The 25,375-nt window shown below is 67.1% G+C and carries 22 protein-coding genes and 6 pseudogenes; 12 read left to right on the top strand and 16 right to left on the bottom strand.

Features of this window, described 5'->3' with window-relative positions; all coding sequences use genetic code 11:
• Positions 1-136: 136 nt before the first annotated feature.
• Complete coding sequence (locus ACIA8N_RS36110) at positions 137-700, bottom strand: hypothetical protein (protein ID WP_365787269.1); 564 nt, start codon at positions 698-700, stop codon at positions 137-139.
• Positions 701-795: 95 nt separating this feature from the next.
• On the opposite strand from ACIA8N_RS36110, the pseudogene ACIA8N_RS36115 reads away from it, so the two are divergent.
• Positions 796-1,020: pseudogene (locus ACIA8N_RS36115) on the top strand (hypothetical protein); the annotation flags it as partial.
• A 66-nt stretch (positions 1,021-1,086) separates the two neighbouring features.
• On the opposite strand, the gene ACIA8N_RS36120 reads toward ACIA8N_RS36115, so the two are convergent.
• On the bottom strand, positions 1,087-1,476 hold the full coding sequence (locus ACIA8N_RS36120; RefSeq protein ID WP_365787271.1) for a DUF6223 family protein: 390 nt from the start codon (positions 1,474-1,476) through the stop codon (positions 1,087-1,089).
• 511 nt (positions 1,477-1,987) lie between these two features.
• Here ACIA8N_RS36120 and ACIA8N_RS36125 point away from each other — a divergent pair.
• Both ACIA8N_RS36125 and ACIA8N_RS36130 read left to right on the top strand, forming a co-directional pair.
• Entirely contained in the window at positions 1,988-2,263 is a 276-nt protein-coding gene (locus tag ACIA8N_RS36125; protein WP_365787273.1) for a hypothetical protein, read from the top strand.
• A 186-nt stretch (positions 2,264-2,449) separates the two neighbouring features.
• Positions 2,450-3,091, top strand: a complete 642-nt coding sequence (locus tag ACIA8N_RS36130) for a hypothetical protein (protein ID WP_365787275.1) — start codon at positions 2,450-2,452, stop codon at positions 3,089-3,091.
• Positions 3,092-4,073: 982 nt separating this feature from the next.
• Here the strand turns inward: ACIA8N_RS36130 and ACIA8N_RS36135 are convergent.
• Positions 4,074-4,493: a hypothetical protein gene (locus ACIA8N_RS36135; protein WP_365787277.1), complete on the bottom strand. Its 420-nt coding sequence runs from the start codon at positions 4,491-4,493 to the stop codon at positions 4,074-4,076.
• Between the two features lie 92 nt (positions 4,494-4,585).
• Positions 4,586-5,803, bottom strand: coding sequence for an IS110 family transposase (locus ACIA8N_RS36140; RefSeq protein WP_399416890.1), 1,218 nt, complete (start codon positions 5,801-5,803; stop codon positions 4,586-4,588).
• A gap of 284 nt (positions 5,804-6,087) precedes the next feature.
• Here ACIA8N_RS36140 and ACIA8N_RS36145 point away from each other — a divergent pair, with 284 nt between their 5' ends.
• Positions 6,088-6,369 carry a DUF3027 domain-containing protein gene (locus ACIA8N_RS36145; RefSeq protein ID WP_365787323.1) on the top strand — a complete coding sequence of 94 codons (282 nt, stop codon included), beginning with the start codon at positions 6,088-6,090 and terminating at the stop codon, positions 6,367-6,369.
• A gap of 35 nt (positions 6,370-6,404) precedes the next feature.
• On the opposite strand, the gene ACIA8N_RS36150 is transcribed toward ACIA8N_RS36145, so the two are convergent.
• Entirely contained in the window at positions 6,405-7,037 is a 633-nt protein-coding gene (locus ACIA8N_RS36150) for a hypothetical protein (protein ID WP_365787281.1), read from the bottom strand.
• Between the two features lie 157 nt (positions 7,038-7,194).
• Complete coding sequence (locus ACIA8N_RS36155) at positions 7,195-8,427, bottom strand: IS110 family transposase (RefSeq protein ID WP_399416889.1); 1,233 nt, start codon at positions 8,425-8,427, stop codon at positions 7,195-7,197.
• A 1,076-nt stretch (positions 8,428-9,503) separates the two neighbouring features.
• On the opposite strand from ACIA8N_RS36155, the gene ACIA8N_RS36160 reads away from it, so the two are divergent.
• Positions 9,504-10,004 (top strand): SMI1/KNR4 family protein, encoded by a 501-nt coding sequence (locus ACIA8N_RS36160; protein WP_365787285.1) that lies wholly within the window; start codon positions 9,504-9,506, stop codon positions 10,002-10,004.
• Positions 10,005-10,165: 161 nt separating this feature from the next.
• Here the strand turns inward: ACIA8N_RS36160 and ACIA8N_RS36165 are convergent, their stop codons facing one another.
• Positions 10,166-10,351: a hypothetical protein gene (locus ACIA8N_RS36165; RefSeq protein WP_365787287.1), complete on the bottom strand. Its 186-nt coding sequence runs from the start codon at positions 10,349-10,351 to the stop codon at positions 10,166-10,168.
• A 386-nt stretch (positions 10,352-10,737) separates the two neighbouring features.
• Here ACIA8N_RS36165 and ACIA8N_RS36170 point away from each other — a divergent pair, with 386 nt between their 5' ends.
• Entirely contained in the window at positions 10,738-11,283 is a 546-nt protein-coding gene (locus tag ACIA8N_RS36170) for an NUDIX domain-containing protein (RefSeq protein ID WP_365787289.1), read from the top strand.
• Positions 11,284-11,651: 368 nt separating this feature from the next.
• Positions 11,652-11,990 carry an ankyrin repeat domain-containing protein gene (locus ACIA8N_RS36175; protein WP_266366041.1) on the top strand — a complete coding sequence of 113 codons (339 nt, stop codon included), beginning with the start codon at positions 11,652-11,654 and terminating at the stop codon, positions 11,988-11,990.
• A gap of 17 nt (positions 11,991-12,007) precedes the next feature.
• Here the strand turns inward: ACIA8N_RS36175 and ACIA8N_RS36180 are convergent.
• Positions 12,008-12,499: pseudogene (locus ACIA8N_RS36180) on the bottom strand (ATP-binding protein).
• 57 nt (positions 12,500-12,556) lie between these two features.
• Entirely contained in the window at positions 12,557-12,763 is a 207-nt protein-coding gene (locus tag ACIA8N_RS36185; protein WP_365787292.1) for a hypothetical protein, read from the bottom strand.
• Between the two features lie 215 nt (positions 12,764-12,978).
• On the opposite strand from ACIA8N_RS36185, the gene ACIA8N_RS36190 reads away from it, so the two are divergent.
• Positions 12,979-13,515, top strand: coding sequence for a DUF4240 domain-containing protein (locus ACIA8N_RS36190; protein WP_365787294.1), 537 nt, complete (start codon positions 12,979-12,981; stop codon positions 13,513-13,515).
• A gap of 115 nt (positions 13,516-13,630) precedes the next feature.
• On the opposite strand, the gene ACIA8N_RS36195 is transcribed toward ACIA8N_RS36190, so the two are convergent.
• Positions 13,631-14,380, bottom strand: a complete 750-nt coding sequence (locus tag ACIA8N_RS36195) for an ATP-grasp domain-containing protein (RefSeq protein WP_365787324.1) — start codon at positions 14,378-14,380, stop codon at positions 13,631-13,633.
• A gap of 167 nt (positions 14,381-14,547) precedes the next feature.
• Here ACIA8N_RS36195 and ACIA8N_RS36200 point away from each other — a divergent pair, with 167 nt between their 5' ends.
• The gene (locus tag ACIA8N_RS36200; RefSeq protein ID WP_365787296.1) at positions 14,548-14,676 is read left to right on the top strand and encodes a hypothetical protein; all 129 of its coding nucleotides are present in this window, start codon (positions 14,548-14,550) and stop codon (positions 14,674-14,676) included.
• A 282-nt stretch (positions 14,677-14,958) separates the two neighbouring features.
• On the opposite strand, the pseudogene ACIA8N_RS36205 reads toward ACIA8N_RS36200, so the two are convergent.
• Positions 14,959-15,888 (bottom strand): annotated as a pseudogene (locus tag ACIA8N_RS36205) (response regulator); the annotation flags it as partial.
• A gap of 412 nt (positions 15,889-16,300) precedes the next feature.
• Between ACIA8N_RS36205 and ACIA8N_RS36210 the strand changes: the two are divergent.
• A complete protein-coding gene (locus ACIA8N_RS36210; RefSeq protein ID WP_365787298.1) occupies positions 16,301-16,675 on the top strand; it encodes a hypothetical protein in 375 nt (124 codons plus the stop codon).
• Positions 16,676-16,709: 34 nt separating this feature from the next.
• Here the strand turns inward: ACIA8N_RS36210 and ACIA8N_RS36215 are convergent.
• The 5 genes and pseudogenes from ACIA8N_RS36215 to ACIA8N_RS36235 form a co-directional block, all read right to left on the bottom strand.
• Positions 16,710-16,955 (bottom strand): annotated as a pseudogene (locus tag ACIA8N_RS36215) (ATP-binding protein); the annotation flags it as partial.
• A gap of 121 nt (positions 16,956-17,076) precedes the next feature.
• Positions 17,077-18,609, bottom strand: a complete 1,533-nt coding sequence (gene ltrA / locus ACIA8N_RS36220; protein ID WP_365787300.1) for a group II intron reverse transcriptase/maturase — start codon at positions 18,607-18,609, stop codon at positions 17,077-17,079.
• Positions 18,610-19,215: 606 nt separating this feature from the next.
• A pseudogene (locus tag ACIA8N_RS36225) lies at positions 19,216-19,761 on the bottom strand (ATP-binding protein); the annotation flags it as partial.
• A pseudogene (gene istA / locus ACIA8N_RS36230) lies at positions 19,758-21,390 on the bottom strand (IS21 family transposase). The pseudogenes istA and ACIA8N_RS36225, both read right to left, overlap by 4 nt.
• A gap of 491 nt (positions 21,391-21,881) precedes the next feature.
• Positions 21,882-23,408, bottom strand: coding sequence for an ISL3 family transposase (locus ACIA8N_RS36235; RefSeq protein ID WP_399416891.1), 1,527 nt, complete (start codon positions 23,406-23,408; stop codon positions 21,882-21,884).
• Between the two features lie 402 nt (positions 23,409-23,810).
• Here ACIA8N_RS36235 and ACIA8N_RS36240 point away from each other — a divergent pair, with 402 nt between their 5' ends.
• Positions 23,811-24,671, top strand: coding sequence for a TIGR04222 domain-containing membrane protein (locus tag ACIA8N_RS36240; protein WP_365787326.1), 861 nt, complete (start codon positions 23,811-23,813; stop codon positions 24,669-24,671).
• Positions 24,672-24,728: 57 nt separating this feature from the next.
• A complete protein-coding gene (locus tag ACIA8N_RS36245) occupies positions 24,729-25,373 on the top strand; it encodes a hypothetical protein (protein WP_365787304.1) in 645 nt (214 codons plus the stop codon).
• Positions 25,374-25,375 lie beyond the last annotated feature (2 nt).

Here is a 25,375-nt window from a genome sequence, read left to right on the forward strand (position 1 = left end):
GCGGCTCGATCCGGTCCCACATCGCATCAGTGATCACTAACCGGACAGACACATCCGATCAACTGATCAACCCATCAAAGAGACACGCTCTAGGTGGGTGAGCGGCGAGCCAGGTCGTCGAGTGCGGTCGACGGCATCACGGCCCGGACGTTCCGAGGGCCAGGTCGGCCGACTTGAAGCGGTGCTCCGTCGGCTTCAGCACTTCGTAGAGGTAGCGGAAGTACTCCGTTTCCGCAGTTCCGGTGAGCACCGCCAGCAGGAAGGCGAGGCACCCCATGTCGTGGTGCTCCCACAGTGGGCCGCGCCCCTCGTTGTAGAGCACGGTCCACTCGTCGGGATGCTGACCGGGCCGTGCCAGCCAGTACAGGAACGCCCCCGTGCCCTCCTCGAACGCCCACGGCAGGACTCGCGCCCCCGCCTCCAGCAGGCCGGCGGGCTTCGCCTCGAACTCCCACAGGCTGGTCAGGATCTCGTCCCGTTCCGTCGTCTGCGCGTACAGGTCACAGTCGCTGTACTCGGAGTCGGGGACGAGCAGCCAGATCGTGTCGTCGAAGATGCCGTCGCCGTAAGTCTCGACAAGCTGCTTGTAGTCGGCAGGCAGAGCCGCACCCAGGGCGCGCTCGGCCTGTGCCCAGTCCACCGCGGGCGGTGGATCGTCGGGCGGCGGGCAGAGGCGGACGAGGGCATCGAGGACGATCATGGAAGGACGTTACTGGGCCCTCAGCCGGTGCCCGTGGGTGGGCCGGTAGGGCAGGCGAGGATCCGCACCTGCTCCGGCCCCAGGTGCCCGCTCACCAGCTCGCCGCCGCCCGACGCGATCACGGCCCCCAAGCCGTCCTCGACCTCCTCGACCACGCCTCCCCCGCACCCACCCCCGCCCAGCCGGCCACACCGACCAGGACCCTCGTAGACGGAACCACAGGCGCGCGCCTTCACCCCTACGCCGATCTCCAGCCCGCGGGCACCCGCTCGGCCGATCTCACCCGCCTCGGCCACACCAGCCCCGGGTGCGCCGGATGAGCACGAGCCCCCGCACCCTGATGCGGATCCACTTCCACCTGCCCGACCGCTGCGCCTGTCAGCCGGTCAGCCGGTCAGCCGGTCAGCCGGTAGATCGGTGCGGCGGGAGCGGGCCCGAGCCAGGCCCCCGAGGACTATGCCGGCCAGCCCGGCCGCGATGGCCAAGACGGATCCGACTACGCCGTTGCCGGTGCCGGGACCAACGTCGGCGATGGCCAGCGCCACCCCGGCGAGGACCATGCCGGTCAGCCCGACCGCCACGGCCCCGACGCCACCGTTTCGCCCGTCAGCGGTGCCGATACGTCGTTTACTGCGCGCCAGCGCCCAGGCGCCGATGGCCACACTGGCCAGCGCCACCAGATCAGCCACAATGGACGGCCCTCGCCCTTGGATGCCGTAATCATCGGCGGCGGTCACAAGTTGGATCGACATCGTCAGGGCTTCTGATGAGCTCATGTCGCTCTCCTCTTTCACGCGTTTCGTCTCCGCGATACGGATCGTCCCGATCGTGCCTGCCGACCGCGCCGCCGGTCGTCCCGCAGACGCAGGCACTTTGCGCTGCCACCGATGCCGCAGGCTCCTGCTACGGATGCGGCAGGCGACGCCGCGCAGATACTGCGGGCGCGGTAGCCGGCCGATCATCCACGAGCGGGACTCGCCCGCAGCGACACCCAGCCATGTGCGCGCATCAGCAAAGGACGGCATGGCGTCCCGGACGGTGTCAGGGACTGGACGATCCCCCTTGGTGTCACGGCCCTGCTGAGCACCAGGCTGTCCGGCGCAGGCTCCGAACGACAGCCACGGGCTGTTCGGCCCGCCTGCCGCCCTCCAGGCGGGCCCCGCGCCGTCAACCGCATCAAGAAGATCAAGCGGCAGCCCTACGGACGAGCCGGATTCGACCTACTCCGAGAATGATCCTGCTTCAGTGACACGCCGCCCCCTTCGGCGACCGGTCTACCCTTACGCCGTGACGTGGAACGAAGCTGAGTATGTCGACTACCTGCAGTCCGAGCGGCGTGGATACGCATGGGCAATGCAGCATCACGGCGGGCTGGCGCCGGAAGAGGCCGCGGAAGCCGCCCTGGAGCATTACCCATACGAGTCGGCTGAGACGTCATTCCGTGGCCTGATCTTTCACGACGAGGCATGGCACTGGGCAATGCTGTCGATCCACGGCGATCGGTACACAGTGGAACACCCCGAGCTGGGTCATCCGTCACCTGGCTACCTAGCCCTTGAGTAGCCAAGCAGCGAGCGCATTAGAACGTCGAGGTAACGCTACGCTTCGACTCCCCAAGATCTGTGCCAGAACCCACTACGGTTCTGGTCCAACTTCTGTGGAGCACTGACACTCAGCGTTGTTGAACAACGGAGCGGGTGATGTGCCGACCCCACCGATGGTGTCGGTGGGACAGCTGATAATGCCGTCATGGCAGATCGCAGTCCGGTGCTCCGGATCATCACCTCGGCGGCGCGGGAGTCCTTGAAGCCGCTCGGCCTGGCCCGTCGCGGGCGGTCGCGGCTATGGATTGATGATCACGGGTGGTGGCTCGGGGTTGTGGAGTTCACGCCGTCGCGGATTGCCGGCAGTGGTCTGTACGTCGGTGCGATGTGGCTGTGGCACGACGTGGACCACCTGGCCTTCCACGTGGATGCAGTTCGGGTCGGCCCCGAGCTGTTTCGCAACGATGACCAGTTCAGGTCGCTGGCGCTTGAACTCAGTCGGCAGGCGGCTGCGAACGTGACCGCGCTGAGAGAAAAGTTTGCGGATCTGCCGGATGCCGCTCGATACCTGACGTCCAGGCCGGTGCGCCGGGGATTTCTCTGGGACAGCTTCGACTCTGGGATCGCAGCCGCCCTGGTTGGGGATCCGGACACGGCCCGCGATTACTTCGAACGAGTCCTTCGAGAGGACGCCCTGCTCCCGTGGGAGGTCAATGCCCAGGAGAAGGCGCGTGAGCTTCACGCGATTTCGGCAGATCGCGACGCAGTGACCGCCTGGGTCACGCGGGCCGTCGACTCATGCCGGAGCAAGCTGAACCTGGATCCCGTGCCGTTTGCGATCAGCTGAGCGGGCCCGCTCGTCGAGTGACAGAGCTGCAGTCAGGCAAGGAGGACTCGCTTCCGCAGCAGGCTGACCGCCCGGCCGTACATCAAGCGCTTCCCTCCCACCGCGGCGGTAGATCTCCGCAAGCAGGTCGTAGTCGAGTTCCTCGGCCATGCGCCCCTCCCCGTTGTCCAGCAGCTGCGCTGGTAACGACCTGCCCGTTTGAAGGTGGCGTGGAACGGACCGGGCGGCTGGCGAAGCACTCACCCGAAGGGTGGACGGCGGCTCGGGGTGAGGCGTACGCCCGACGACGCGGACTCCGCGCCCTCATCGGTGGCGGTCACCGTCCGCAGCAACACGCGTCACTCCACGCCCGCCCCAAGGCGAGGCCCGGGAAACGCATTGGTCCCCCGCACCGAGGCGCGGGGGACCACAGGGAGTGCTCCAACGACCAGTCGGCTCACCCACCCACGATCACCGTAACGCGAAGCAGCCACCGATCCGGCGCCCCCGGACGCCTGTGACCCGGACAAACGACAACGCCCTGCTGCCTTGACGGGTCGGGCGCCTTCGACGTGCGCGACGAGGTGCTCGTTATGTGTGGTTCTACTCGGGCACGTCCCCGAGCGGCCCGTGTGTGGCGAAGCGGTCCGCCGCGCGGGTGAAGTTGCCGGCCTCAGCACAACACGCTCACTTACCCCCGGCTGTGGAGCAGCGAGAGCTCTCGGCGGCGGTCGCGCCACCAGGCGAGCTGGTACGCGGGCTTCCCGGGGTTAGGCGGGGGTGCCGAGTCGGCGGTCGGCTCCCGGTCGATCTTGTGTACCCGGCTGTGGGAGGCAGCCGTCCGGGGCGTGGGCTTCGCGTGCGCCTGTTGGGGTCAGGTTCCGCGCTGTCGGCCCATCAGGAGCTGCTGGGACCGGTGAGCGTTCGTAGGGTCGTCGTGGACACCCCATTACAGACTTCTCAATGCCAGTGTCAAGCCGTTGCGGGTGCTGTCCGGTCGGGGTTATGCCGCTGGTTCAACGCTCACCGCGACGGATCGTCTCCGAAGGTGAACCGCCAGAATCTCCATCTCAACGAGCGTGCCGATGAGACCGGTCTCGGCAAGTTGCGTGGCCTGCACCCGTGCTTCACCCAGGGACAGTTCTCGCGCATTGCGGAGGGCCTGCAGCACGGGAGCAAGGTTCAGCACGTCTCCGGACAGGCGAAGCCGTGCCGCCCCGTGTACTTGCAGCAGAGCTTGTCGAATGTTCTCGGGTGAGACGGGTCCGCTGTCCTGCTCGCACCACCCGTTCAGGCAGTCTGCGCATCGTCCTTCGGTGCCCCAGCAGAGCATGCCGTTGTCGAAGAACTGACCGACATCGCAGGTCGTGGTGCCTCCGCAGACACTGCACCGGCCCGTGACCTGTACTCCTTGCGTGATCACAGGGGCTCTCCTCAGCGTCATCCGTCCATGCTGATGGGATCCTCTCTGAGAAGTCGGCTCTCGTCGATCAGGTTTGCGATTGACGAGAAGCCCTATGAGGCGGTTGCCGCCGGCGGCATGGGTTCGTAGTGCCGCTGGTCCCGGAGAAGTGCCCACAGCACGTTGACCCGTCGCCGGGCCAGCGCCAGGACTGCCTGGGAGTGCCTCTTGCCCTCGGCCCGTTTGCGGTCGTAGTACCGGCGTGATTCCAAGCAGCAGGTGATGCTGCTCATGGCGGCAAGGAACAGGGCCCGTTGCAGACGTCGGTGGTATCGCTTCGGCCGGTGCCGGTTGCCGCTGACCTTGCCTGAATCCCTGGGAGCCGGCGCCAGACCGGCGTAGGTCGCCAGGCGATCAGGGCTGCCGAAGAGATCCATGTCGCCGCCGATGGCGGCCAGGATCTCAGCTCCGAGCAGGTTACCGATGCCCGGCATGCTGGCAATGATGGCGGCCTGCCTGTGGGCGCGGAAGGGAGCCTCGATCTGCCGGTCGACTTCGCTGATCTTGTCGTTGAGCGCGATCACTTCCCGGGCGAGCGTGGCAACCATGGCTGCGACCGTCTTCTCTCCGGCGACGCTGGTGTGCTGTCGCTCGGCAGCCTCCATGGCGGTGCGGGCCAGGGCTCCGCACCAGCGGAGCTTCCGGTTCCGGAGCCACTGTTCGAGCCGGCTGGCGCCGAGCCGGCGGATGGCCGCCGGTGTCTGGTAGCCAGTGAGGAGGACCAGGGGCCCGTGGTTGCCCAAGTCGAGGGCGCGCTCGAACGCGGGGAAGATGCCGGTCAGGAGGCCGCGGAGGCGGTTGACGGCTCGGGTGCGGTCGCAGACCAGGTCGGCGCGGCGGCCGGTGAGCAGGCGGAGCTCGATGATGGCTTCGTCGCCGGGCCTGATCGGCTGCAGATCACGGCGCATGCGGGCCTGGTCGGCGATGACGTGCGCGTCGCGGGCATCGGTCTTGCCCTCACCGCGGTAGCCGGCCGTGGCCCGGTTCACGGTCCGGCCGGGGATGTAGAGCACCTGCTGGTCGTGGTTGAGCAGGAGGGCGATGACGAGACCGGCTCCGCCGTCGGCAAGGTCGATGGCCCAGATCACCTCGTCGCCCAGGGCGAGAACATCGGTGATCAGCTGCAAGAGGTCGGGCTCGTCATTGGCCACCCGCCTCGATAAAAGCTTCGTTCCCTCTGCGTCGATGACGAAGCAGTAGTGATGGCCCTTGCCGGCATCGATGCCGGCCCAGATGCGATTCAATCGTGATCCCGAGTGAGTCGTACGGATTCCCTGCAGACGACCTCGCCGGCGTTGTCCTACTCAGCGATCTACTCGCACCTCTCAATGAGCGGCCCGGTCGTCGGTGGGGTTCCGGGCGGCCAAGTCTGTTCAGCCACAAGCGGCGACACCTCAGTAGCCCCTCCCAGAACCCCCAGGCGACAGGACCCTACGAATGGCCCCATCAACCCGCCTAGAAGGTAGGACACCTCAGGCGGTTAGAAAGTCAAGTTCGCCGCGCTGAGTCCGTGTGTAGCCTGTCGATCTGTTCGAGAGCGGGCGGGGGGCGGATGATGTCTGGCGGGCCGTGGACGGGTGATGACCGTGGCCACAACAACGAGGTTCACGAGCGTTGGCTGCGACTGCTGAACAGGTCGACTGGAGCCCCTGACTATCGCGACGAGTGGTTTGACGAGCAGTGCGGCGGGTGCCGGTTCTGGGTTGCACTGAGCGGCGAATTGGGGCGGGACTGGGGAGCCTGCACCCATGCCGAGTCGAGGTTCGACGGGCAGGTGCGATTCGAGCATGACGGCTGCCCCTCCTTCGCGGTCCGCGGCGACGGCTCGTTCGGCTGACTGCAACTGCTGGACGATGGTCCGGGCACAGCCAGCTAGCCGGTGACCCTGTAGTAGAGGGCTGTCTCGCCGGTGGCTTCGCTGAGCTGCTGTGCCATCTCTTCGACGATCAGGTCGGCGGCTTCTGGCGAGACAGCGCCCTCGACGTATACGGCCCACGTACCTGCGAGTTCCCACGAGACCGAGACCAGGGTTGCTCCCGTACGGAAGGAATGATCACCCTCTGCCTCGACCGGCTCGCAGAGCAGTGAGCGAGGTTGGAAGAGGGTGGCGTAGTCGGTCCCAGGCATCGCGGGCCAGTCGTTCCCGCTGGCGGTGCTGATCGTGTACTCGGCGTCGATGGGGTCATGCGGACGCTCTTGAGCGGAAGACTCGGCGGCATCCCGCGCGAAGTCGTAAGGCATCGGCTCGTTACCGTCCACCACCCACGGGGCGGGGTACCTGGCGTGACATCCAGTGCACCGAGCGACGAGCGCCCCGATCTGTGGGTTCGTCATGATGCTGTAGTTCGACGAGGGCAGCGCGCGCAACACGTAGCCGTTTGCGGTCGTCTCAATCGCCGGCCATTCGGGGGAGCACTCACACGGTTCAGTCTTCGCGAACACCTCGCCGTCAGGTGTGTTGCGGGTGTTCCTGAGGGTCGTGAAAAGCTTCCTGAGTGGCCGCACGAGGCCCCCTTCCGTGACAAACGAGCGCTGATCCTGCGGCCCCGTGAGCAGGAGAGGTTACCTCTTAGGCGAGCCGAGCAACTCATGCAATGTCAGCAGCCGGCGGAAGAGGCGCCCGCCTGGTCGATCTCACGCCACATGATCGCCCGGGTTGCGCCTACGCGGCCACCACCAGGGCCGATGGGTTGGGGAAGGCAACGGCCTCATCAAAGCGGTGGCCGTGCTGGAGGCAGTGGTAGAGCTGTCCGCTCATGCGGTTGAAGAGATTGCGCTGGGCTGAGGCGTGCCAGTCTCCCTGGTCGCGGCGGCGTCGGTAGTGGGCTTTGGCGCCGGGGGAGGCGGTGATCGAGGAGAAGGCCCAGAGGTAGCCGACGGCGTTCAGGCGGTCGTTCTTCACCCACCGTCTGGTGATGGACGACTTCTTGCCGGAGGCCCGGGTGATGGGCGAGGAGCCCGCGTATGCCTTGAGGCCGCGGGCGTCGGCGAACCGGCTGCGGTCGTCTCCGATCTCGGCGAGCATCCGGGCGCCGAGCTGGAAACCGAGGCCGGGAAAGCTGAGGATGATCTCAGCGTCCGGGTGCCGAGGGAACGCTTCTTCCACCGCCTCGGCAAGTTGGTCGGCAGCGGTGCAGGCGGCCTCCAGCTGGAGGAGGAGGGCGAGCGTCTGCTTGCCGAGGGCATCCTCGACCAGCGCGGGCTGGTGGGCCCAGTCGGCCCGGAAGACCTCGCGGAGCCGTTCTGCATCGGCCTCGATGCCGCGCTGACGGCCGGCGCGCTTGAGCGCGGCCTGGAGCTGGACGCGGGTCAACCGAGCCGCGCGGGTCGGGGTGGGTGCGGCCTTGAGGAGCTCGTGGGCCTCGCGCCGGCACAGACCGTTGCGCCAGGGATCGAAGGCGGCCAAGGCGGAGGGGTAATACTCGCGCAGCAGGGATCGGAGCTGGTTGGAGATCTGTTGCCGGTTCCAGGTGGCGTCCTGCTGGGCGCGGGCGAGGACGGTGATCGCGCGACCGAGGTCGGAATCGTTGGGCAGGGGCCGGTGGGCATGCATGTCCGTGCGAAGGATGTTGGCCAGAACGAGGGCGTCCCCGGGGTCGGACTTCTTGCGCGAGACGGAGTGCCGGTCGCGATATCGGGCGGCGGCCATCGGGTTGATCGCGAAGACCTGTCGGTTGCCGGTCCGCAGCACGGCGACGAGCAGGCCGCGCGAGGTCTCGATGGCGACGGGGATCGGGTTCTCGGCGGTGTCGCCATACTCGGCGAGCAGGTCGAGGAGGATCTTGTAGCCGGTGGCGTCGTCGGTGATGTGGCGTTTGGCGAGGAGCTGGCCGGTGTCGTCGACGAGGGCGACGTCGTGTGTCTTCTCCGCCCAGTCGATGCCGCAGTAGATCAAGATTCCCTCCCGGTGCTGCCATGTTTTTGCGCTGGTCACGAGCTCGTGAGGAACCACGCAGCGACCTAATCCCAGGACTCGGCCGAGGGCCGGTCCGCCACCTCAGTAGCTGTTCGTGGCACCAGCTCACCCCACGGGCCTCGGTCTATGCGGGAGCTCATGACGGCTCGGGCGTATCGAGAGGTCACCGTGCGGTGGGCTCGTACTACCAACACCAACGAGTGATCAAGATGCTCGGTATTGACTCCTCAAGACGCCAAGCCACCGTTCCTCAGGCCGACACGTTCTCAACGAGCGGTGTGGTGGCGGGCTGCGAGGACGTCGGACGCCGCCGCTCTGTAAGGAGGCATCCATGCCTGGACGGGTGTAGGCGTCCGTCCGGCGCCCACGCAGCCCGCCACCACAACGAGCACCAAAGCCGCCCACCGATCTACGGGAAGGCTTCACCGGCCCGGATGGAGTCAGATGTCACAGCCCCGGCGCTCTCGAACGGCCCGGCCCCCTTCACAATCGGCCAAGCCGTCCTTACATACGGATTAGGGCGGGTGCCACTGGGGCTGGTGCCGGTCCCGTCGCTTCCCCCGAGAACGGCGGGACCGGCACCGCCGCTTTTTGACTGCAGACCGGTGGCGCGCGGGCCGTCGGCAGCCGGGCCTGCATATGCCGGGAGTTGGTTCGTGTACGCCTCTGGCGTACCGGACCGGGCCGGTGGCAGGGTGAACCGCGAGCGGCCCCCGCAGCCCACCCTGCGGCGCGGGCCGCCGGTCCGGTCCCGCGTCGCCCGCCTGGGGCCGGGCCGCGCCCGCCTCCCGGCTCCCCACGGGAGGCCGCAGGCGCGTGCCTCGCGCCATCCACACCGACGACGGGCGGTTCCGCCGCCTCACCGTGGCCCGAGAGGGCTGCCCGCTTCGCTGCCACCCCACCCGTTCCGGCTCCGTCTTCACTGTCGGAGAGGGCTCGTAGGCTGGTCAGCACACCACACGACCGGAGGTTCCGTGTCCAGCCATCCCGGCGTACGCGCACTGTCAGACCTGCTCGTGCCATGCAGACAAAGCAGTGAAGGAGCCCCCCATGATGTGGCCGGAGTACCGGAAGCTGAACGGCGGCTCGGGATACGGCTGCCCTCGGACTACATCGCCTTCATAGAGACCTACGGGGCCGGCGGGATCGACGGAGAAGCGCTGTGGATACCGCCGCCATACCGCGCAACCGGAGGCGACAGTATGGTCGGCATGGCCGAACTCTTCTGGGAGCAGGCCCCCGAGTTCTACTCCCGTTGGCTGCCCGACGAAGTAGGTGCCGACATGCTGCTCCGGTGGGGTTTCACAGAGGACGGCACACACCTGTTCTGGTTGATGACAGGCAACGACAGTGACGCCTGGCCCATCGCCGACCTCTACCAGGACGGCGGCCCCCTCACCGTCCACGAAGACGGGTTCGCCGCCTACGTGCGACGCTGGTGCACCCCTGCCTCCGGCATCACCGATGAAGCGATGCAGTTCATACACTGGCGCGAATTCGACCACCTCATGGAGCAGGGCCTCGACCCCTCTACAGGCCTCCCCCGTGCTGTCTGAACACATCGGCGACTCAAGCTGACCGGCCCGAGCCGGAAGCTGCTCAACCAGGACGCGGCCCTCAGGCGATCACCGCGGGCGGGATACGGGCGCGCGAGATATGCCGACCCGACTTCGACCTTGGCACCCTTGACTGACCGACGCTGCGCGGGCCTGGTCGGCTACTCGGCGGGGAGCCGGCGGGCCAGATCCGCGGCGCGTTGTCCGGCGGCCTGCCCTCGCGGGGTGAGGTCGAGCGTCTCCAGCAGGTGCAGGTAGCCGACTGCGTCTCGTGCTTCGGCCGCGGTGATCAGCGGCAGGCGCGGGGCGGTGGGGTAGTCGCCGGTCACCGGCTCAGCAGTTTCCACACAGAGATCAACCGGTGACCGGGCCGTCAGGAAACGGTGTGCTGCTGCGGTTTCGCGGCACCTGAGCACGGGGGATGTGACCGTGCGGGACTGCGAGGCTGCAGAACCCGTTGCCTGGGGCGCGGCATGGGGCCTGGGACGTGGGGTCCCAGGAAGGGTCAGAAGCCGGGGTTTTCCGACCGGTGCACTTCGCAACCTGCCCTGCCCCATACCGGCGGGCGGTGCGCGAAGTAGCCGTGGCTGTAGGTGCTCGGCTCCCGCTGGCAGCGCACCAGCATGACCGCTGGCCGTGCTGCCCGTCCTGCCCACCGTCCGCTCGCCCGGCGCCGGGCGAGCGGGGGAAAGAGCCTGCCCTGGCCGCCCGGGCGGCCACGATACTGACCGCCATGACCAGCACACCCCAAACCCCCACCGCAGCCCCCTACTCCCGGATCAAGATCCGGACCGGGGCCCTGGTGTTCTGCGGCAACGACGTCGCCCTCATCCGCCGCGACCGCGTCGGCTCCACCCACTACACCCCGCCCGGCGGCAACGTCGAGCACGGGGAAGACCTCGGTGAGGCTCTCGCCCGCGAGCTCGCCGAGGAACTCGACCTCGATGTCGACCAGGCCGAAGGCGGCGACCTGACGTGGGTCGTCGACCAGCGCGTCACCCGTCCCGGGCCCACCCCGCCGCCGCGCAAGCTCCACCTGATCTACCGCCTCCACATCACCCCCGAGGTCCGCGCCACCCTCGCCGAGGTCGAACTGGACGAACAGCCCGACGGCAGCCACCAGACCGGCATCATCGAATGGATCGACTACCGCAAGACCGCCGAACTACCCATCTTCCCGCCCATCGGGCCGGCCCTCGCCGCTCTGCCCGACCCCCGCGCCGCCGTCACCGACGCCGCCCTCGAAGCCGTCACCGACGACAACTACACCTGGGTATGACCGCAGGGCAGCCCCGTGGGGCTTCCTACCCGAAGAGGCAGGAGACCACGGTGCCCGCCGAGGACCCCACGCGGTGGCTCTGCAGGTCCTCGCGGTGCCGGGCGCACATGGTGATGAGCCGTGTCAGTGCTTCTCCGTGTCGTCTGCACGTGTAGTCGGTTCTCCGGGCTGGCTGGCTCGTTAGGGCAGGAGCTGGAGCTGCTGCTGGCGCCGTGTGGACGATCGCGTAATTCCCCAGGGGTAAGTTCACGTAATTCCCCAGGTTCCTCTGCCTGAGAGCGCGGCCGGTCCGCGGAAGTGGCCGGTTACTCTCATCTCGTTCCAAGGCCATGACCTGAGATGATCTCCGCTGAAGGGGAGGTGCAGTAATGGAGATGCCACCGACGCACCTGGCTGTCGAACAGGACCGGCTGGAGGAACTGCGCGACCTCTTGGCGGCAGGAGCTGACATCCACGAGGAGTACAACGGATTCACCCTCCTGCACCGGGCCGTCGACGGAGAGATCGACGGACACGTCCAGACCGGGGAGCCCCTCCACGTGGATGCCACGTGCTTCCTGCTGTCCCAAGGTGCAGATCCCACACGTCGTTCACATGGTGGGACCGGAGTGTCAGCCCATCACCTGGCCTTCGTCAACAGGCACTGGCTTGCTGACGCTCTCTTCGAAGCCTGGCTCACCCGTGGGGACACCAAGATCAGTCTTTGAAGACGGTCTCTGGTTGCTTAAGGCTTGGCGGTGGGGTTCTTCGGCCGCTTGTTGGGGCGGTAGCTGGGGCCGTTCATGATGACCTGGTGGCTGGTGTTGATCAGTCGGTCCAGGAGTGACTCGGCGACGACGGGGTTGGGGAAGAGCGGATACCAATCGCTGGGCGCCCGGTTGCTGGTGATAATCAGGGACCGGCCCTGCCGTTCGCTGACCAGCTCGTAGAGGTCGTCAGCCTGGGCCGCGCTGAGCTGACGCATGGCGAAGTCGTCGAGGATGAGCACGTCGGGCCGTACCATTTCGCGGATCCGCTTGTCTCAGGTGCGGTCCGCGTGGCCGCCGGCGAGGTCCGCGAGGATCCGGCTGGTCTTGGCGAAGCGGACGTGGGCGCCCTGGCGGACGGCGAGGTGGCCGAGGGCCTGGGCGACGTGTGTTTTTCCGACTCCGACCGGGCCGAAGAGGATGACCGACTCGCCGGAGTGGAGCCAGCGCAGGGCTCCGAGATCTCGGATCTGGGCAGCGGGGAGCTTCGAGGAGGCGGTGAAGTCGAACTCCTCTAGAGTGACCTGCTACTCGAACTTCGCCCGTGCCAGGCGCCGTTGGAAGGCAACGGTCTCGCGGCGGGTGATCTCGTCCTGGCAGAGGACCTGCAGAAAGTCCAGGTGCCCGAGTTCGCCGCCGTGGGCCTGGGCCAGGCGGGCATCGAGGGTTTCCAGCATTCCCGAGAGTCGCAGGGACTTCAGCGACTCGCGCAGGGCGGTGTCCATCACGCTCATCAGATGCTTTCCTCAGCTTCGCCGTGGACCTGGTCATCGTGAATCTCATCCGCCGTCTCGAACGGCGCCACCCGCCTGGTTACCGAAGCCGGAGGAACCTGGAGCCGATATGCACCCGGCGACCACACGCGCTGACAGGAGCGACGTGGCTGCTCTGATGGGCCAAGCTCCCGCGAGCGGCCCGATGTCAGTACCAGGTGGCAGGCTCTGCCTCCATGAACAAGCAGCAGTTCTGGCAGCTCCTTGAGGCAGCCCACAATCAGGCGTCCGATCCGAACGATGGCGAAGCGGTCGCTCGCGAGGCGGCCTCGCTGCTGGCCTCCCGGCCGGTCGAGGAGATCCTCGCCGCTGAGCAGGTGCTGTGGGACCTGATGGTTGACTCCTACACCAATCCTCTGTGGGCCGCTGCTTACATTGCCAACGGTGGCTGCTCTGACGACGGCTTCGACTACTTCCGCGGCTGGCTGATCGCTCAGGGCCGTGAAGTCTTCGAACATGTAGTCGCTGATCCCGATGCCCTGGCAGAACTGCCCATCGTTCAAGCCTCCGCAGCCGACGGCGTCGACCTGGAGGGTGAGGACATGCTGGGGATCGCCTGGAACGCACACATCTCGGCGACCGGTGATCAGCTCCCCGCGAGCCCACCCACCATCCGCTACCGGGAGCTGGACCCCACCTGGAACTTCGATTTCGATGACCACGACGAAATGACTCGCCGACTGCCCCGCTTGGCAGCTCTCTATCTGGAGTAGGCGGAAGCTCGCAGCACAAGGCGGGGTCAAACAGCGGAGAGCGAGACTCCCGAACATCACTGTCCGTCACTCCACCAGGCCATGAACACGTCTCGGCTGACGAATACGCGATACCTCAACATGCGGGCCTACCAGTCGCGAACGCCAGATCTCGCGGCCGCATGTGCTCGCGTGGCCCCGCCGCCCGCAGGACCACGTCCAGTACCCGTGCCGGGTTGGCCGCGTAGGCATGCGAGAACCACGCCATGTTGGCCTCCACCACCGCCCAGCGGTGGCCTGCGCGGTAGGGGTCCAGCAGTTGCCCGACGTCCACGACGACGGCACTCGGCAGCGTGTGCCCGGCTGCGGTGGCCAGCCGGTCGGCGAACTCCGTGATCTGCGCGGCAGTGGCCCCGTCCGCCCGGTCCGTACCGAGTGGGCGGGGGTCGAGCCGGCCGAACACTGCGTACCGGCTCGCCGTGGCGATCTGACCGTCCAGCAGGAACAGCCGGTACTCGGCCGCGAAGGTCACCACGTCAGACAGCAGCACCGGTGCTGCCGGGTCCAGGGCGGAGGACAGCCGGGAACCGTCGGTGTAGACATCGGCCGGGAAGGACTTGTCACGGGGCGGCTTGACGAACGTCGGCTGGTCGATCACCCATGCGTCCGCGATGGTCCCCGCCCGTACCTGGCGGCCGGTGAACTCTTCCGGCAACTCGGCGAGCCAGCCGTCTGCCGGCTCCAGCAAAGCGAACCCGAGCCGGCCAGCCAGCCGCGCACCCGCGACCGGTCCGCCGTACCAGTACGCAGGACCTGCCAGGCCGGGCTCCTCCGCCGCCCTGACCGACATCCCTCGGCCCGCCGCCTCGACGGCCAACAGTTCCATCGTCGACGTCCGCCGCCCAGGCATGACCAGCACCGCGAATCCCTCCTGCACTCCGCAAAACCGCCACGCTAGCTGTATTGATCACGAGCGTTGTTAACGGGGCCAGGTCTTGATCATGGCGAAGACCTCCGGTGTGGTGGAGGCTCACACCGCATACGAAGGTCTTCGTGTCCCACCGTAATGCCCGGCTGACCGCAGGCGGCCGTCAGGCGGACCATTTCGTCGCCTGTTATCCCGGCGTCTACGAGGAGCACGCCGTCCCTGCCCTGCACGACAGCGGTGTTGTTCTCGAGTAGCTCGCTCTGGTGGATCAGCACACCCTCCGCAACCTGCTGAACTCAAGCACAACTCCCAGCACCTCAGCAGGCAAGACCACCTACGGCTCGTCCAGCTGCTCCAGACGCTCCACCGGCCGAATGCCCGCTCGGGGCGCGCCTCCCCCAGGGCGCGCCCCGCAGCCTTCACCGCCGCACCGCCCTCGGCCTACGCCAGCTGGGCACTGCGACGCTCGTGCTCCAGACACGCCTTGAGCGCCGACGTGTGGTGCCGGCGCCTTGGAGCTGCGGTGTCGCCGGGCCCTACGAGGTGTGTCGTTCGAGGTAGATGGACGTGAAGACGGCGACCTTGGCGCGTAGGGCCCAGGGGTCGAAGGGTTTGCTGATGTAGTCGACGGCGCCGGCCGCGTAGCCGCGGGCGGAGTGTTCGGAGTCGACGCCCATGGCGGTGAGGAAGATGATCGGGACGTCGCGGGTGCGGGGGCGGCGTTTGATGTGGGCGCAGATTTCGTAGCCGTCCATCTCCGGCATCTGCACGTCCATGATGATGACGGCGAAGTCGTCGTGGTCGAGCAGGGCTTTGAGGGCTTCCCGTCCAGAGGAGACAGTGACGAGTTCCTGGTCGAGCGTTGCCAGAACCGCGGTCATCGCGAGCAGGTTGTCCGGCTGGTCGTCGACGATGAGGATCTTGGGCATGCCCTGCTGCGTCGAGGGAAGCGCGGCCGCGGGGGCAGCATGCTCGACGGCGTCCAGCTGTCGTTCGAGCAGATCGCAGCGGCCCTCCGCCGCGACACGCTGAGCCTGTGCTTCTTGGAGGGCCGCTCCGAGCCGCTCGACTTCCTGCTGGAGTTCGTTGCGTTCGGCGATGAGACCGGAAACGTCCGGGTGTGCCGCCACGAGCTCGTCCGCTCGCTTGCGTTCCGCGATGCGGTGGCCTTCGAGCTGGTTGAGCCGTGTCTCGAGGTCGGCGATCCGCTGGGTGCGGTCCAGCAGCGCGTCGCCGAGGACGTCGCCGCGGACGCTGGAGCGCCGGGATACCCGGTCGGCATCCGCGAGCTGCTGCTCCAGGATCTCCACCGCGTGCTTCGGAGAGGAGGCAGCGTCCACGGCCGACCCGTACAAGCCGCGCACGAGCTCGATGGCTTCGGTGGTGACCGCGGTTCCCCGGTGCTGGGCGACATCCGCGAACAGGTCGCTGATCATCTGCCACGGCGGTAGCCGGGTGCCGTTGAGTGGCTGTTGTCTTTCTGGGCTTGAGGGTTGCGTTTCCGCTGTTCAGGCATGGGGTCAGCGGCCTCGGGGAGTGGTGACGTGTCGTGTCGTCGCTCTAGTGGAGGTCAGGGATGCCGTCGGTCATGGGGCTGCTGGAAGAGCGCGAGCTGACCGCTCGCCGTCGTGTGGACGCGCTGCGGGAGGAGGCGGACCGTGTCCAGGCCGAGCTGGTCGCCGCCGAGCGGGAGTGGAACGAGTGGATCATCGCTCGTTCACGCGTCGGCGAGGTGCTGTCCCCGGGCGGAGGTGTCGGCGTACGGACTTCTCTCCCCAGTTGCGTACGGACCAACGTCCCCAGCTCTGGCCGCGGTCAAAGGCAGCACGGCAGAGGATCTCGGTTGAGATCGAAGCTTCGACCAGGGACACTCGCGCGATGAGTCACAGCACATCGTCTGAACCGATCGAACGAGGGTGGGACGAGCCCTGGTATCGGGTCCGCATGGAGGACTTCGAGGCGTCGTTCCTGCCCAGCGACGGCGAGGACTTGGGCGAGGTCTGCAACGTCGATGTCTTCGTGACTCTGAAGGATGGATCTCGTTGGACCGCGACCGTGTTCACCGTCGTGGAAGTCGAGCGTCTGATGAAACTCTGGGTAGGGACCGACGAGGCCCTCGGGGGCCGGTACTTCTGGGTCTCGGACGGTCTGATCGTCAGGGATCCCGGCATCGACAACATGACCGACGTGATCGCCGGACTGATCGAGAACGGCGAGTTCTCCGAGATCTTTCAGCGGGTGACCAACAACTGATCAAGCGCTCGGTCGCCGGAAGCGATGCGGGGCGTCAGGCCACGTCGTTGTCCCGCTCGATCGCCTTGAGGCGGTTCTTGAGCCGGTAGCTGGGGCCGTTGATGGAGACGACGTCGCAGTGATGGAGGAGGCGGTCGAGGATGGCGGTGGCGAGGACCTCGTCGCCGAATACCTGGCCCCATTCGCTGAAGGTCTTGTTCGAGGTCAGGATGATCGAGCCCTTCTCGTAGCGCTTGGAGATGACCTGGAAGACCAGGTTCGCCTCGGCCCGTTCGAGGGGCTGGTGTTGGGTCGGGGACGGGACGCCGTGCACCGTTTCCGGTGTCGGTTTTCCCATCCCCGCCCGCCGAACCGGACGTGCCCGTTGGCCGAGCATCCGGCTCTCCACGTGATCCGATGAATCAGGCGAGGTATTCGCTGACCTGGCCGACGAAGGCCACATCGTCGTGGCTTGTCCGGCGGAAACGTGCTCCGTCCGGATTCACCTCGTCGATGTTGTAGCGCGTGCTGATTTTCGCTCCGCGGAAGCGGTAACGCTCGACGCGCATCTTCGCCGGGTTGTAGAGGACGAGTCCGCCCTCAGCGATGCGGTCCGCCCCGTAGCAGCGGCGGCGCAACTGTTTCCAGGTCACACGGGGGTGCTTGTAGCGAATCCAGTGAATCAGTCTCCACCACGCGTACCAGCCGAGGTAGGAGAACGTCTTCTTGGATGCGCCGTAGCGGAAATAGGCGGCCCAGCCCCGAAGGACCGGGTTGACCGTCCGCAGCACCTCCTCCAACGAGAGCGAGGTCGTGCTTCGCCCCGTCAGTTTCTTGATCTTGTGCATCACCGACGCCAAGGCCTGCTTGGACGGGATGGTGAGCACGACGCGACGGCCGTCGCCCCAGGATCTCCGCTGGATGTGGAATCCGAGGAAGACGAATCCGTCGTCGATGTGGGTGATGTGGGTCTTCTCGACCGAGAGGGTCATCTTCAGCCTGCTGGCCAGCAGCTCGCCGATCTCCGCTTTGAGCGTTTCGGCTTCGGACTTCGTCCCGTGCACGAGCACGATGAAGTCGTCGGCGTACCGCACGAGCCGGAAGTTCGGCCGCCCCATCCGGCGCCGGTATTGCCGACGCCAGGGCGGGGTCCAGGGCGGGGTCATCTCCGTGTCCCAGATCCGCGAGAAATGCCGGTCCAGTACCGAGAGATAGATATTGGCCAGCAGCGGGGAGGCGACTCCTCCTTGCGGAGTGCCCGTGAGGGACTCCGCGAATCCACCGTGCATCTCGACAACCCCGGCCCGCAGAAACGCGCTGACCAGCCGCAGGACCTTGCGGTCCTTGACGCGCTCGGCCACCAGGTCCATCAGGACGTGATGGTCGACGTTGTCGAAGCAAGCCTTGATGTCGCCCTCGATGACCCACTCGTAGGTCGACGGCTTGCAGGTGAAGTGGTGGATCTCGGCGATGGCATCCTGAGCCCGACGACCAGGCCGATACCCGTAACTGGACGGGTAGAAATCGACCTCGAAGATCGGCTCCAGAACCAGCTTGAGCGCCATCTGCGCGACCCGATCGCGCAGGGTCGGGATACCCAGATAACGGACCTTGCCGTTCTTCTTGGGAATCACTGCCTGCTTGACCGGCAACGCGGTGAAGGAACCGTCCTTGAGGGAGGAGCGAAGCTCCTCCAGGAACGGAATCACTCTTTGGCGCTCCTCGACGTGGTAACGGGTGACCGCATCCACGCCTGCTGTCCTGGCACCCCGGTTGCCAGACACCCGCTCCCAGGCCACCACCAAAGTAGCCCGGTCGCAGATCAAGTTGAATACATCATCGAACCGGCGGTCCGGTTCATTCCTTGCCCATCGGTGCAGCTTGATCTGATGATCGAGTACCCGCCGCTCGGCCGTCATACTGCCCGGCCAAATCGGCGGCGCGTCGTTATTCAACAACGTTCCTCCCCGACAGCAGTCCTGCTGCCATCACGCTGTCGCCCTTCCCCATGTGACCGGCTTTCCCGGCCTCCGAGTACTACGGCGACTCCGCCACGATCTGGCGTCATCAGCGGGCATTGCGCCTGCCCGCCGCCCGGCCGGCTGCCGGACGGGAAGGGCGATGCCAGATCGCTTCCCACGTTCACTGAGGATCTCTGTGACGGCTTCGGTGCCCAGCTATACCCCGGCAGCATCGCCACGGACCACACATCGCAGTCTTGGTCCGGGCCTCCCGAAACCCATGGGATAAAGGCGGCGGGAGAGGAGATCCCATCGGCTATGGCGATCTCCAGCACTGCAAAGCGGCCCATCCACCAGATTCGGCAGGCCGCTGACGACTCACGGGACGTCAACCACTGGTTCAGTTTCCTTGCACCCATTCCGTCTTCGCTTGCGGGCACGAACCGTCTGGTGGTGTCGGTCCGCCCCTACGTTGTCGAGGCTGCTTCCAGCCTCACCCCCAACCCGGGGCTCAGCCTGCCTCCAGCTTCAACCAGTCCCTGCGAGGACCGGCGGCGGGCCTCTCATCCCGCGAGATCCATCAGCGCCTCGTGGCGCACAGCCGAGCTCGTCGATGCAGAGAAGGTCGACGCGGCCGTAGCGGGCGATCGTCTTGGTCAGCTGCTTCTCGTCGGCGGCCTCGACGAGCTCGTCGACCAGCTTGGTCGCCAACACGTACTTGACCCGGTAGCCGGCCATCGCGGCCTCGGTGCCCAGGGCGATCAGCAGGTGGGACTTGCCGGTGCCGGAGTCGCCGATGAGGCAGAGCGGCTGGCTCTTCTTGATCCACTCGCAGCTGGCGAGGGTGTGGATGGCGGCCGCGTCGATGTTGGGGTTCGCGTCGAAGTCGAAGGTCCGCAGGGACTTGTCCCGGGGGAAGCCGGCTGCCTTGATTCGTCGTTCCGACCGGCGGCGGGCCCGGTCGTCGCACTCGGCCATCAGCAGCTCGGCGAGGAAGCCGCGGTAGGTCATCTGGTCCTTCATCGCCCGGTCGGCGATGTCGGCGAACTCGTTCCTGATCGACGGAAGCCGCAGTAGGCGGCAGGCGGTGTCGATGGCCGTGTTGGCGGCCTGCTCGGTCAGTCCTCGCTGGCGGGGCAGGGTCACTGTGCTTCTCCCTCGCGGTGTTCACCGCCGCTGGTGCGACGGCGTCGGAGCAGTTGGTCGTAGTGGGTCACCGAGGGCAGCGGCCTGGTGTCGGGGGGAAGGTGCGCGAGCCGCCACTCGTGTAGAAACGTCACCGTCGCCTCGCCGGCGGCTCCGGCCGACGAAACGAGTCCGGCCGGCTCGTCCTCCGCCTGGGCGGCCTTGCGGGCCTCCAGCGCGACCGCGTCCGCGGTCAGTGCCCCGGCCCGCAGGGCGGTGGCCAGCCCGGCGACGAGGTGCTCGTGAGCGATGTGACGGCCCAGCAGCAGCACCTCGATCAGTGCCCTCGTGCCGGCTGTGTCTCCGTGGGCCTTGACCGCCGCAGCCCACCAAGCGTCATGGACTGGGGTGAACTTGCCTGCGGAACGGGCCTGTTCAAGTGCCGTCGCGCCGGGGAAGGCCCCCCGGTTTACGGATCAGGGCTTCGAGGTAGTGGTCCAGATCCAGTCGGCATCCGCCCTTAGCGATCAGACGCTCGTGCCGGGCCACTTCCACGTTCCTGTCGTAAACCACCAGGTGGGAGGCGTGCAGCACCACCCGGACCCGCTTGCCGATCAGGCGGACCGGTACCGAGTAGCGGTTCGTGCGGACCGCGATCTGGCTGTAGCGGTCGACCCTCGGAGTGAAGAGTCGGCCCGTCTCGAACGGTTCCTCCGGCAGCGGCATCAGCAGTGGCCGCTCGACCTGGAAGTACTCGTCGATCGTCCGGGGCCGAGAACCGATCCGGCGCCGTCCGTCCTGCAGATCCCACTGATCAACCAGCTCGTTCAGCTCCGCCAGCGAGTCGACCTCTGGCACCGGGGTGAAGTGGTTGCGGCGGAAGTAGCCGATCTGTCCCTCCACTCCGCCCTTCTCGTGGGCGCCCTCGATGCCCGGCCTGCAGTAGAAGCTCTCGATCGCAAAGTGCGACCTGAAGGCGATCCACCTGTCGGCTTCCACCCTGGCCCGGCTCAGCCCCAGCACCCGGGCGACGGCGGCCTTGAGGTTGTCGTAGCGGACCTTGTTCCGTGGGACGCCGCCCAGCGTCTGTAGCGCGTGAACGTGGCCTTCGAAGAAGGCCTCCTGGCCGCAGGACGCGAAGACGCGGTGGACGGCCTTGCCCGAGTAGGACAGGCGGAAGGAGAACAAGTAGCAGGTCACAAGCTCGCCGGCGAGTCGGATGGTCACGTCGCCGAAATCGACCTCGGCTTCCATGCCGGGCTGGTGGGTCTGCGGAATGAACGCTTCGACCGGGGCCTTCCCCGACTCGATGAGGATCTGCGGCTTCCGGTCGGATACGTACCGCCGGACCATCTGGTAGGAGACGTCCGCGGCGTGTTCCTCGACCAGGCGGTGGAAGATCCGCGTGATCGTGTGCCGCTGCTTGCGCGGCGCGTCCAGGTCCGCCTGGAGCATCCCGTCGATCACCGGCTTGTACGGATCCAGTGCGGTCGGCCGCGGCGGCAGCTGCTTCCTGGGCTCCGGCCAGACCGAGTCCACGGCCTTCCTGACCGTCCGCCACGACACGTTGTACTTGCGCTCGATCTCCCGGATCTTCATGCCGCCGCGGTGGTCGCGCCGGATCGCCGCGTACAGCTCGACCTTCGACATCTGCGGCATGACCAGGCCCTTTCACCAGGAGCATCCCGATGCTGCCCTGGCAAGCACCCTGGTGACTTCAGAACTCGTGAACATCACCCGACCGTGGATCTGGACGCCTCCCAAACCCGTGAACAACTGACTTCACAACCCGGGTTCTGGCTCACTTTCCGTGAAGCAGTAACTGATCGTCACCGGGGAGATGTCTTCGAGGCGGCCCAGGTACCGACCACTCCTCCCAACGCCGGCCCAGCCCATATCGTGATGGCGAGGGGGACGGAGAGCGAGAGGTCCCAGATGGTCAGGGCGGTGATCAGCACACCCAGCCACAGCATTTGCAGCGCCGCAGCGGTAGTCACCTTGCGTCGTGTACTCCACTCACTCATTGCCAATGTCGGTCGCATGCGTTCCCCTATCCGTGTCTGTCTGTGCCTCGGCACGCATCCTGGCACTCGCAGGACATCCACGGCCAGAACTGGATGGTCGTGATGCTCGGCCAGTTGTTATGCGAGGAGGACTCGCTTGCGGAGGAGCGCGAAGCCCGCGCGGCCGAACATCTGGCGCTTGAGCATCTTGATCCGGTTGACGTGCCCTTCGACCACGCCTGAGTTCCAGGGCAGGGTGAGGCCGGCGATCACAGCGTCACGGTCGCGGTCGATGCCCGCGGCGAGGGTGTGGAGACTGGGCAGGTCGTCTTCGCGGACGGCGTTGAGCCATTCCGGGAGTCGTTGGCCTTGCCGCTCAGTGAGCATCTGGGCGAAGGACCGGACGTGGCCGGTGAGGGCGTCAAGCTCGGGGCAGTTGGCCAGCACGGCCTTGAGCCGGAGCTGCTCGACTTCCGTGAGCGTTTCTGGGCGGCTGAGAATCCATTTGGCCACCTGGCGGGGTGCCGGGGGTTGCGCGGTGACCGGCCCGGGTGAGGTGCGCTTTTTCCTGATGTAGGCGCTGACGATGCCGTAGCTGCCCTTGTAACCGAGCGGGACGATCTCTTCCCAGAGCTTCCATGCGTTGGTGCAGCCCTCGTTCCAGCGTTCGTCGAGGTAGGGCTTGTACTCGTCCAGCGCGGAGGCTCGGTTGAACTGGTACTGCCCGGTGAAGAGGTCTTCCGGTCTGGCGGCGTCGGCAAGGCTTTTGACGGTGCGGTGCGTCATGTGGAGTTGGCGGCCGATGGAACGGCGGCTGTGGCCGGCTTCCAGCATCGCGTGGACCGTGGCGTGTCTGGTCCGGATGCGGTTGGCGAACCGGTCGCTCTTCCAAGGCGAGGCTGGGTCCACCATGGAGGGTGCGGGCTCGGCGGGTTCCTCCTCGGCAGGTCCCGGGGCCAGGACGCGCAAGCACTGGCGGTGGCGGGCGACAGCTCGCTCGGCGGCCTCGCTGAGGTTGTGCCACAGATGCCACCGGTCAGCGACCTGGATCGCTTGGGGTGCCCCGGCCGAAGCGCCTTCGGCGAAGAACGGAGCCCGGTCCCGGCAGATCACCTCGATGCCCGGCCGTTTCGACAGCCACTGGGCCAGGCTGGACGCCTCCCGGTCAGGCAGCAGGTCCACCGGCCGTCGGGTCTCGCAGTCGACCAGCACGGTGCCGTAGACGCGGCCCTTACGCGTGGCGTACTCGTCGACGCCGACCACTCGCGGGGTCGGCACGTCCGGCTCGGGCAGCATGTCGACCAGCCGAAGCACCGTACTGCGGCTGACAGGTACTCCGAAGACGCCCGCCATCCGGGCACCGGCCCGGCCCGCGAGGGCGAGGCCGACCATGGCCAGGGTCGACCGCAGGCGTTCGGTCCACCTGCTGTATCTCCTGGTCAGCCCTGGCATCTGCTCGACGAACGTCCGCCGTCCGCATCCAGCGTCCAGACAGAAGAACCTGCGGACTTGCAGGCACAGAACCACCCGTCGTCCCCCACTGGGCACATCTGCGGGAGACCGCAGGTAGGAGCTGTGTATTCGGCTTGAAGAGCACCCGCAGCTCGGACACACCGCCGCGGTCGCCGTACGACGGGCCTCGACGCGCACCGCCTCGTCGCGCATGTCCACCGACAGCACCGTCACGTCAGCGACCGAGGGGAACAGCAGAGCTTCCAGCTGGAGCGATCTCTCTTCCACGACGTCGAACTGTCGGCCACCCCGAGAACGGCACTGATCATTTTCAGGCAACTTCCCGAAGCCGCCGCGGACGTCAGCCGTCACTCAACGTATGCGCTTCACGGAAAGTGAGCCAGAACCAACCCGTGAATAAAGCCACTCACCAACCGACGAACATGCGGAGAGGCCAGCCGCGCCATTGGAAAGGGATCCAGGGGAGCCGGCCTGGCCGACGAAATTCCCGGAAGGCTTCGCACCAGGCTGCTGTCCGGGAACCGAACGAGCCGTCCCGGCCTCTCAGCACATGTGACTTCTTGGCTTGCCTTCGGTGGGTACTGCGTCGCGGTGGTGTGGGCGGGGTGGTCGGCGTGGCGTGTCCGGGCCACTGTGGCGAACCCTCCCGTTCCCGAGCGTGAGCTCGACGTCTACGAGCTGGGCTATCTGCGAGGGCGTGAGGCCGGAGCGGTGGCGGCCAGCGTGGGCTTGCTGCTCATGCGCGAGGCACTCCTGGCCCGTGAGGGCGGCATCGCCGTCAACCGCATCACCGCCAGACGCGGTGACATCGTTGCTCCCGAGCCGCTCCCCGACGCGCTGCTGAGGCCGCTGGACCGTTCGGTGATGGCCGCAGCACGGGCGCACGAGCAGGCCCCTCGCGGGCGGTGGGACGTCCAGCCCGGGCAGTCGATCCACTCGCTGGCCGAGACGCGTCCTGTCCGGGCGGAGCTGGCACAGCTCCGCGACGCACTGGACCGGGACGGCTTGCTCGACGGCCCCGCAGCGCGGGCGCGGTTTAGGAGGGGCCTGCTGCCGCTCAAGATTCTGATCGGGGTAGGGGCCGTCGCGGCGTTCACGATCGGGCTGGCCAATCCGATCCCGCTGGTCCTCGCCACGACGGTCGCTGCGGTGACCGCCGTGGCGTTCACTCCGCCGTCGGTCAAAGCCTCGGGGCGACTGGTCAGGCAGGCAGCTGAGCAGCATCCGGCCTACCGGCCACGGATGAACCCGTCGGGGGACGTCGACGATGCCGACGCGTTTGCGCGGGGCATCGCCCTGCACGGAGTATCCGTGCTCCACGACCGCTATCCGCAGCTTGCCCTGCCGCCACCGACCCGGCAGGTGCGTCGCCGCACCGGCTCGTCAGGGTCTGGTGGCGGTTGGTGGGGCGACGACGGGGGCGGCGGCGGATGTGGTTCGGGCGGCGGCGACTGACTGAGCCGTTTTCATCCTGAACAGCTGCAGGTCAGCAAAGTGTGGACGATCGTGCTGATGCAGCGGGTGGAGCATCTGGCTCGCTGGACCGCTGGCATGCACCTGGACGTGAGGCAGTCCGGCAACGGCATCCTGATCACCAGCGCCCCGGCCGAGGTCGACGGAGTGCTGGCCGGGTGGCCGCTGCGGATCCGTAACGACGACGACGGCCAAGGGCTGACCGAGCTGGGCACGGCGCTCGCCTCCGGGCAGCCGCATGGCATCGTCGGGGAGACGGGGCCCGGGTACGAGCGGGTGCTCATGTTCATCCCCAACCATCCCGAAGAAGCCGTCGGCACCCTGGCCCGGCTCCGCACCGAGGACGGCCCGGACGGCGCCATCGTCTTCGAGCGGCGTGCGGAGCGGCCGATGGCGCTGTGGGCCGAGGCAGGGGAGAACCTGCTCCGGATCGTCCCGCTCCTGGGCCCGGACGCGCCGCCGGCCGACGAGCCCGAGGAGAGCACTCCGTGCCCCGGCTGCTACCGCCCCGTCTACGAGAGCTCCTCTTCCGGCACGCTCATCGGCGCCGGGCCGCTCCCGCTGGTCGGCCTGTGCAGGCTGTGCGTCAACGGCACGACGCTGCGCTCTCTGCGCCAGGCCGATGTGCCGCTGGACGCGCACCAGCGCGCCGTGCTGGAGAGCGTGTCCGCCGTCCTGGTGTAGCC

The organism is Streptomyces sp. NPDC051822, assembly GCF_044452745.1.
Lineage (GTDB): Bacteria > Actinomycetota > Actinomycetes > Streptomycetales > Streptomycetaceae > Streptomyces.

What these genes read in the sequence shown, in the direction of transcription:
- ACIA8N_RS36110 (WP_365787269.1), bottom strand. Translation starts at nt 700, where the DNA reads ATGATCGTCCTCGATGCCCTCGTCCGCCTCTGCCCGCCGCCCGACGAT.
- ACIA8N_RS36120 (WP_365787271.1), bottom strand. Translation starts at nt 1,476, where the DNA reads ATGAGCTCATCAGAAGCCCTGACGATGTCGATCCAACTTGTGACCGCC.
- ACIA8N_RS36130 (WP_365787275.1), top strand. Translation starts at nt 2,450, where the DNA reads ATGGCAGATCGCAGTCCGGTGCTCCGGATCATCACCTCGGCGGCGCGG.
- ACIA8N_RS36145 (WP_365787323.1), top strand. Translation starts at nt 6,088, where the DNA reads ATGTCTGGCGGGCCGTGGACGGGTGATGACCGTGGCCACAACAACGAG.
- ACIA8N_RS36170 (WP_365787289.1), top strand. Translation starts at nt 10,738, where the DNA reads ATGACCAGCACACCCCAAACCCCCACCGCAGCCCCCTACTCCCGGATC.
- ACIA8N_RS36175 (WP_266366041.1), top strand. Translation starts at nt 11,652, where the DNA reads ATGGAGATGCCACCGACGCACCTGGCTGTCGAACAGGACCGGCTGGAG.
- ACIA8N_RS36185 (WP_365787292.1), bottom strand. Translation starts at nt 12,763, where the DNA reads ATGAGCGTGATGGACACCGCCCTGCGCGAGTCGCTGAAGTCCCTGCGA.
- ACIA8N_RS36190 (WP_365787294.1), top strand. Translation starts at nt 12,979, where the DNA reads ATGAACAAGCAGCAGTTCTGGCAGCTCCTTGAGGCAGCCCACAATCAG.
- ACIA8N_RS36195 (WP_365787324.1), bottom strand. Translation starts at nt 14,380, where the DNA reads ATGGAACTGTTGGCCGTCGAGGCGGCGGGCCGAGGGATGTCGGTCAGG.
- ACIA8N_RS36210 (WP_365787298.1), top strand. Translation starts at nt 16,301, where the DNA reads ATGAGTCACAGCACATCGTCTGAACCGATCGAACGAGGGTGGGACGAG.
- ACIA8N_RS36235 (WP_399416891.1), bottom strand. Translation starts at nt 23,408, where the DNA reads ATGCGCGACGAGGCGGTGCGCGTCGAGGCCCGTCGTACGGCGACCGCG.
- ACIA8N_RS36245 (WP_365787304.1), top strand. Translation starts at nt 24,729, where the DNA reads ATGCAGCGGGTGGAGCATCTGGCTCGCTGGACCGCTGGCATGCACCTG.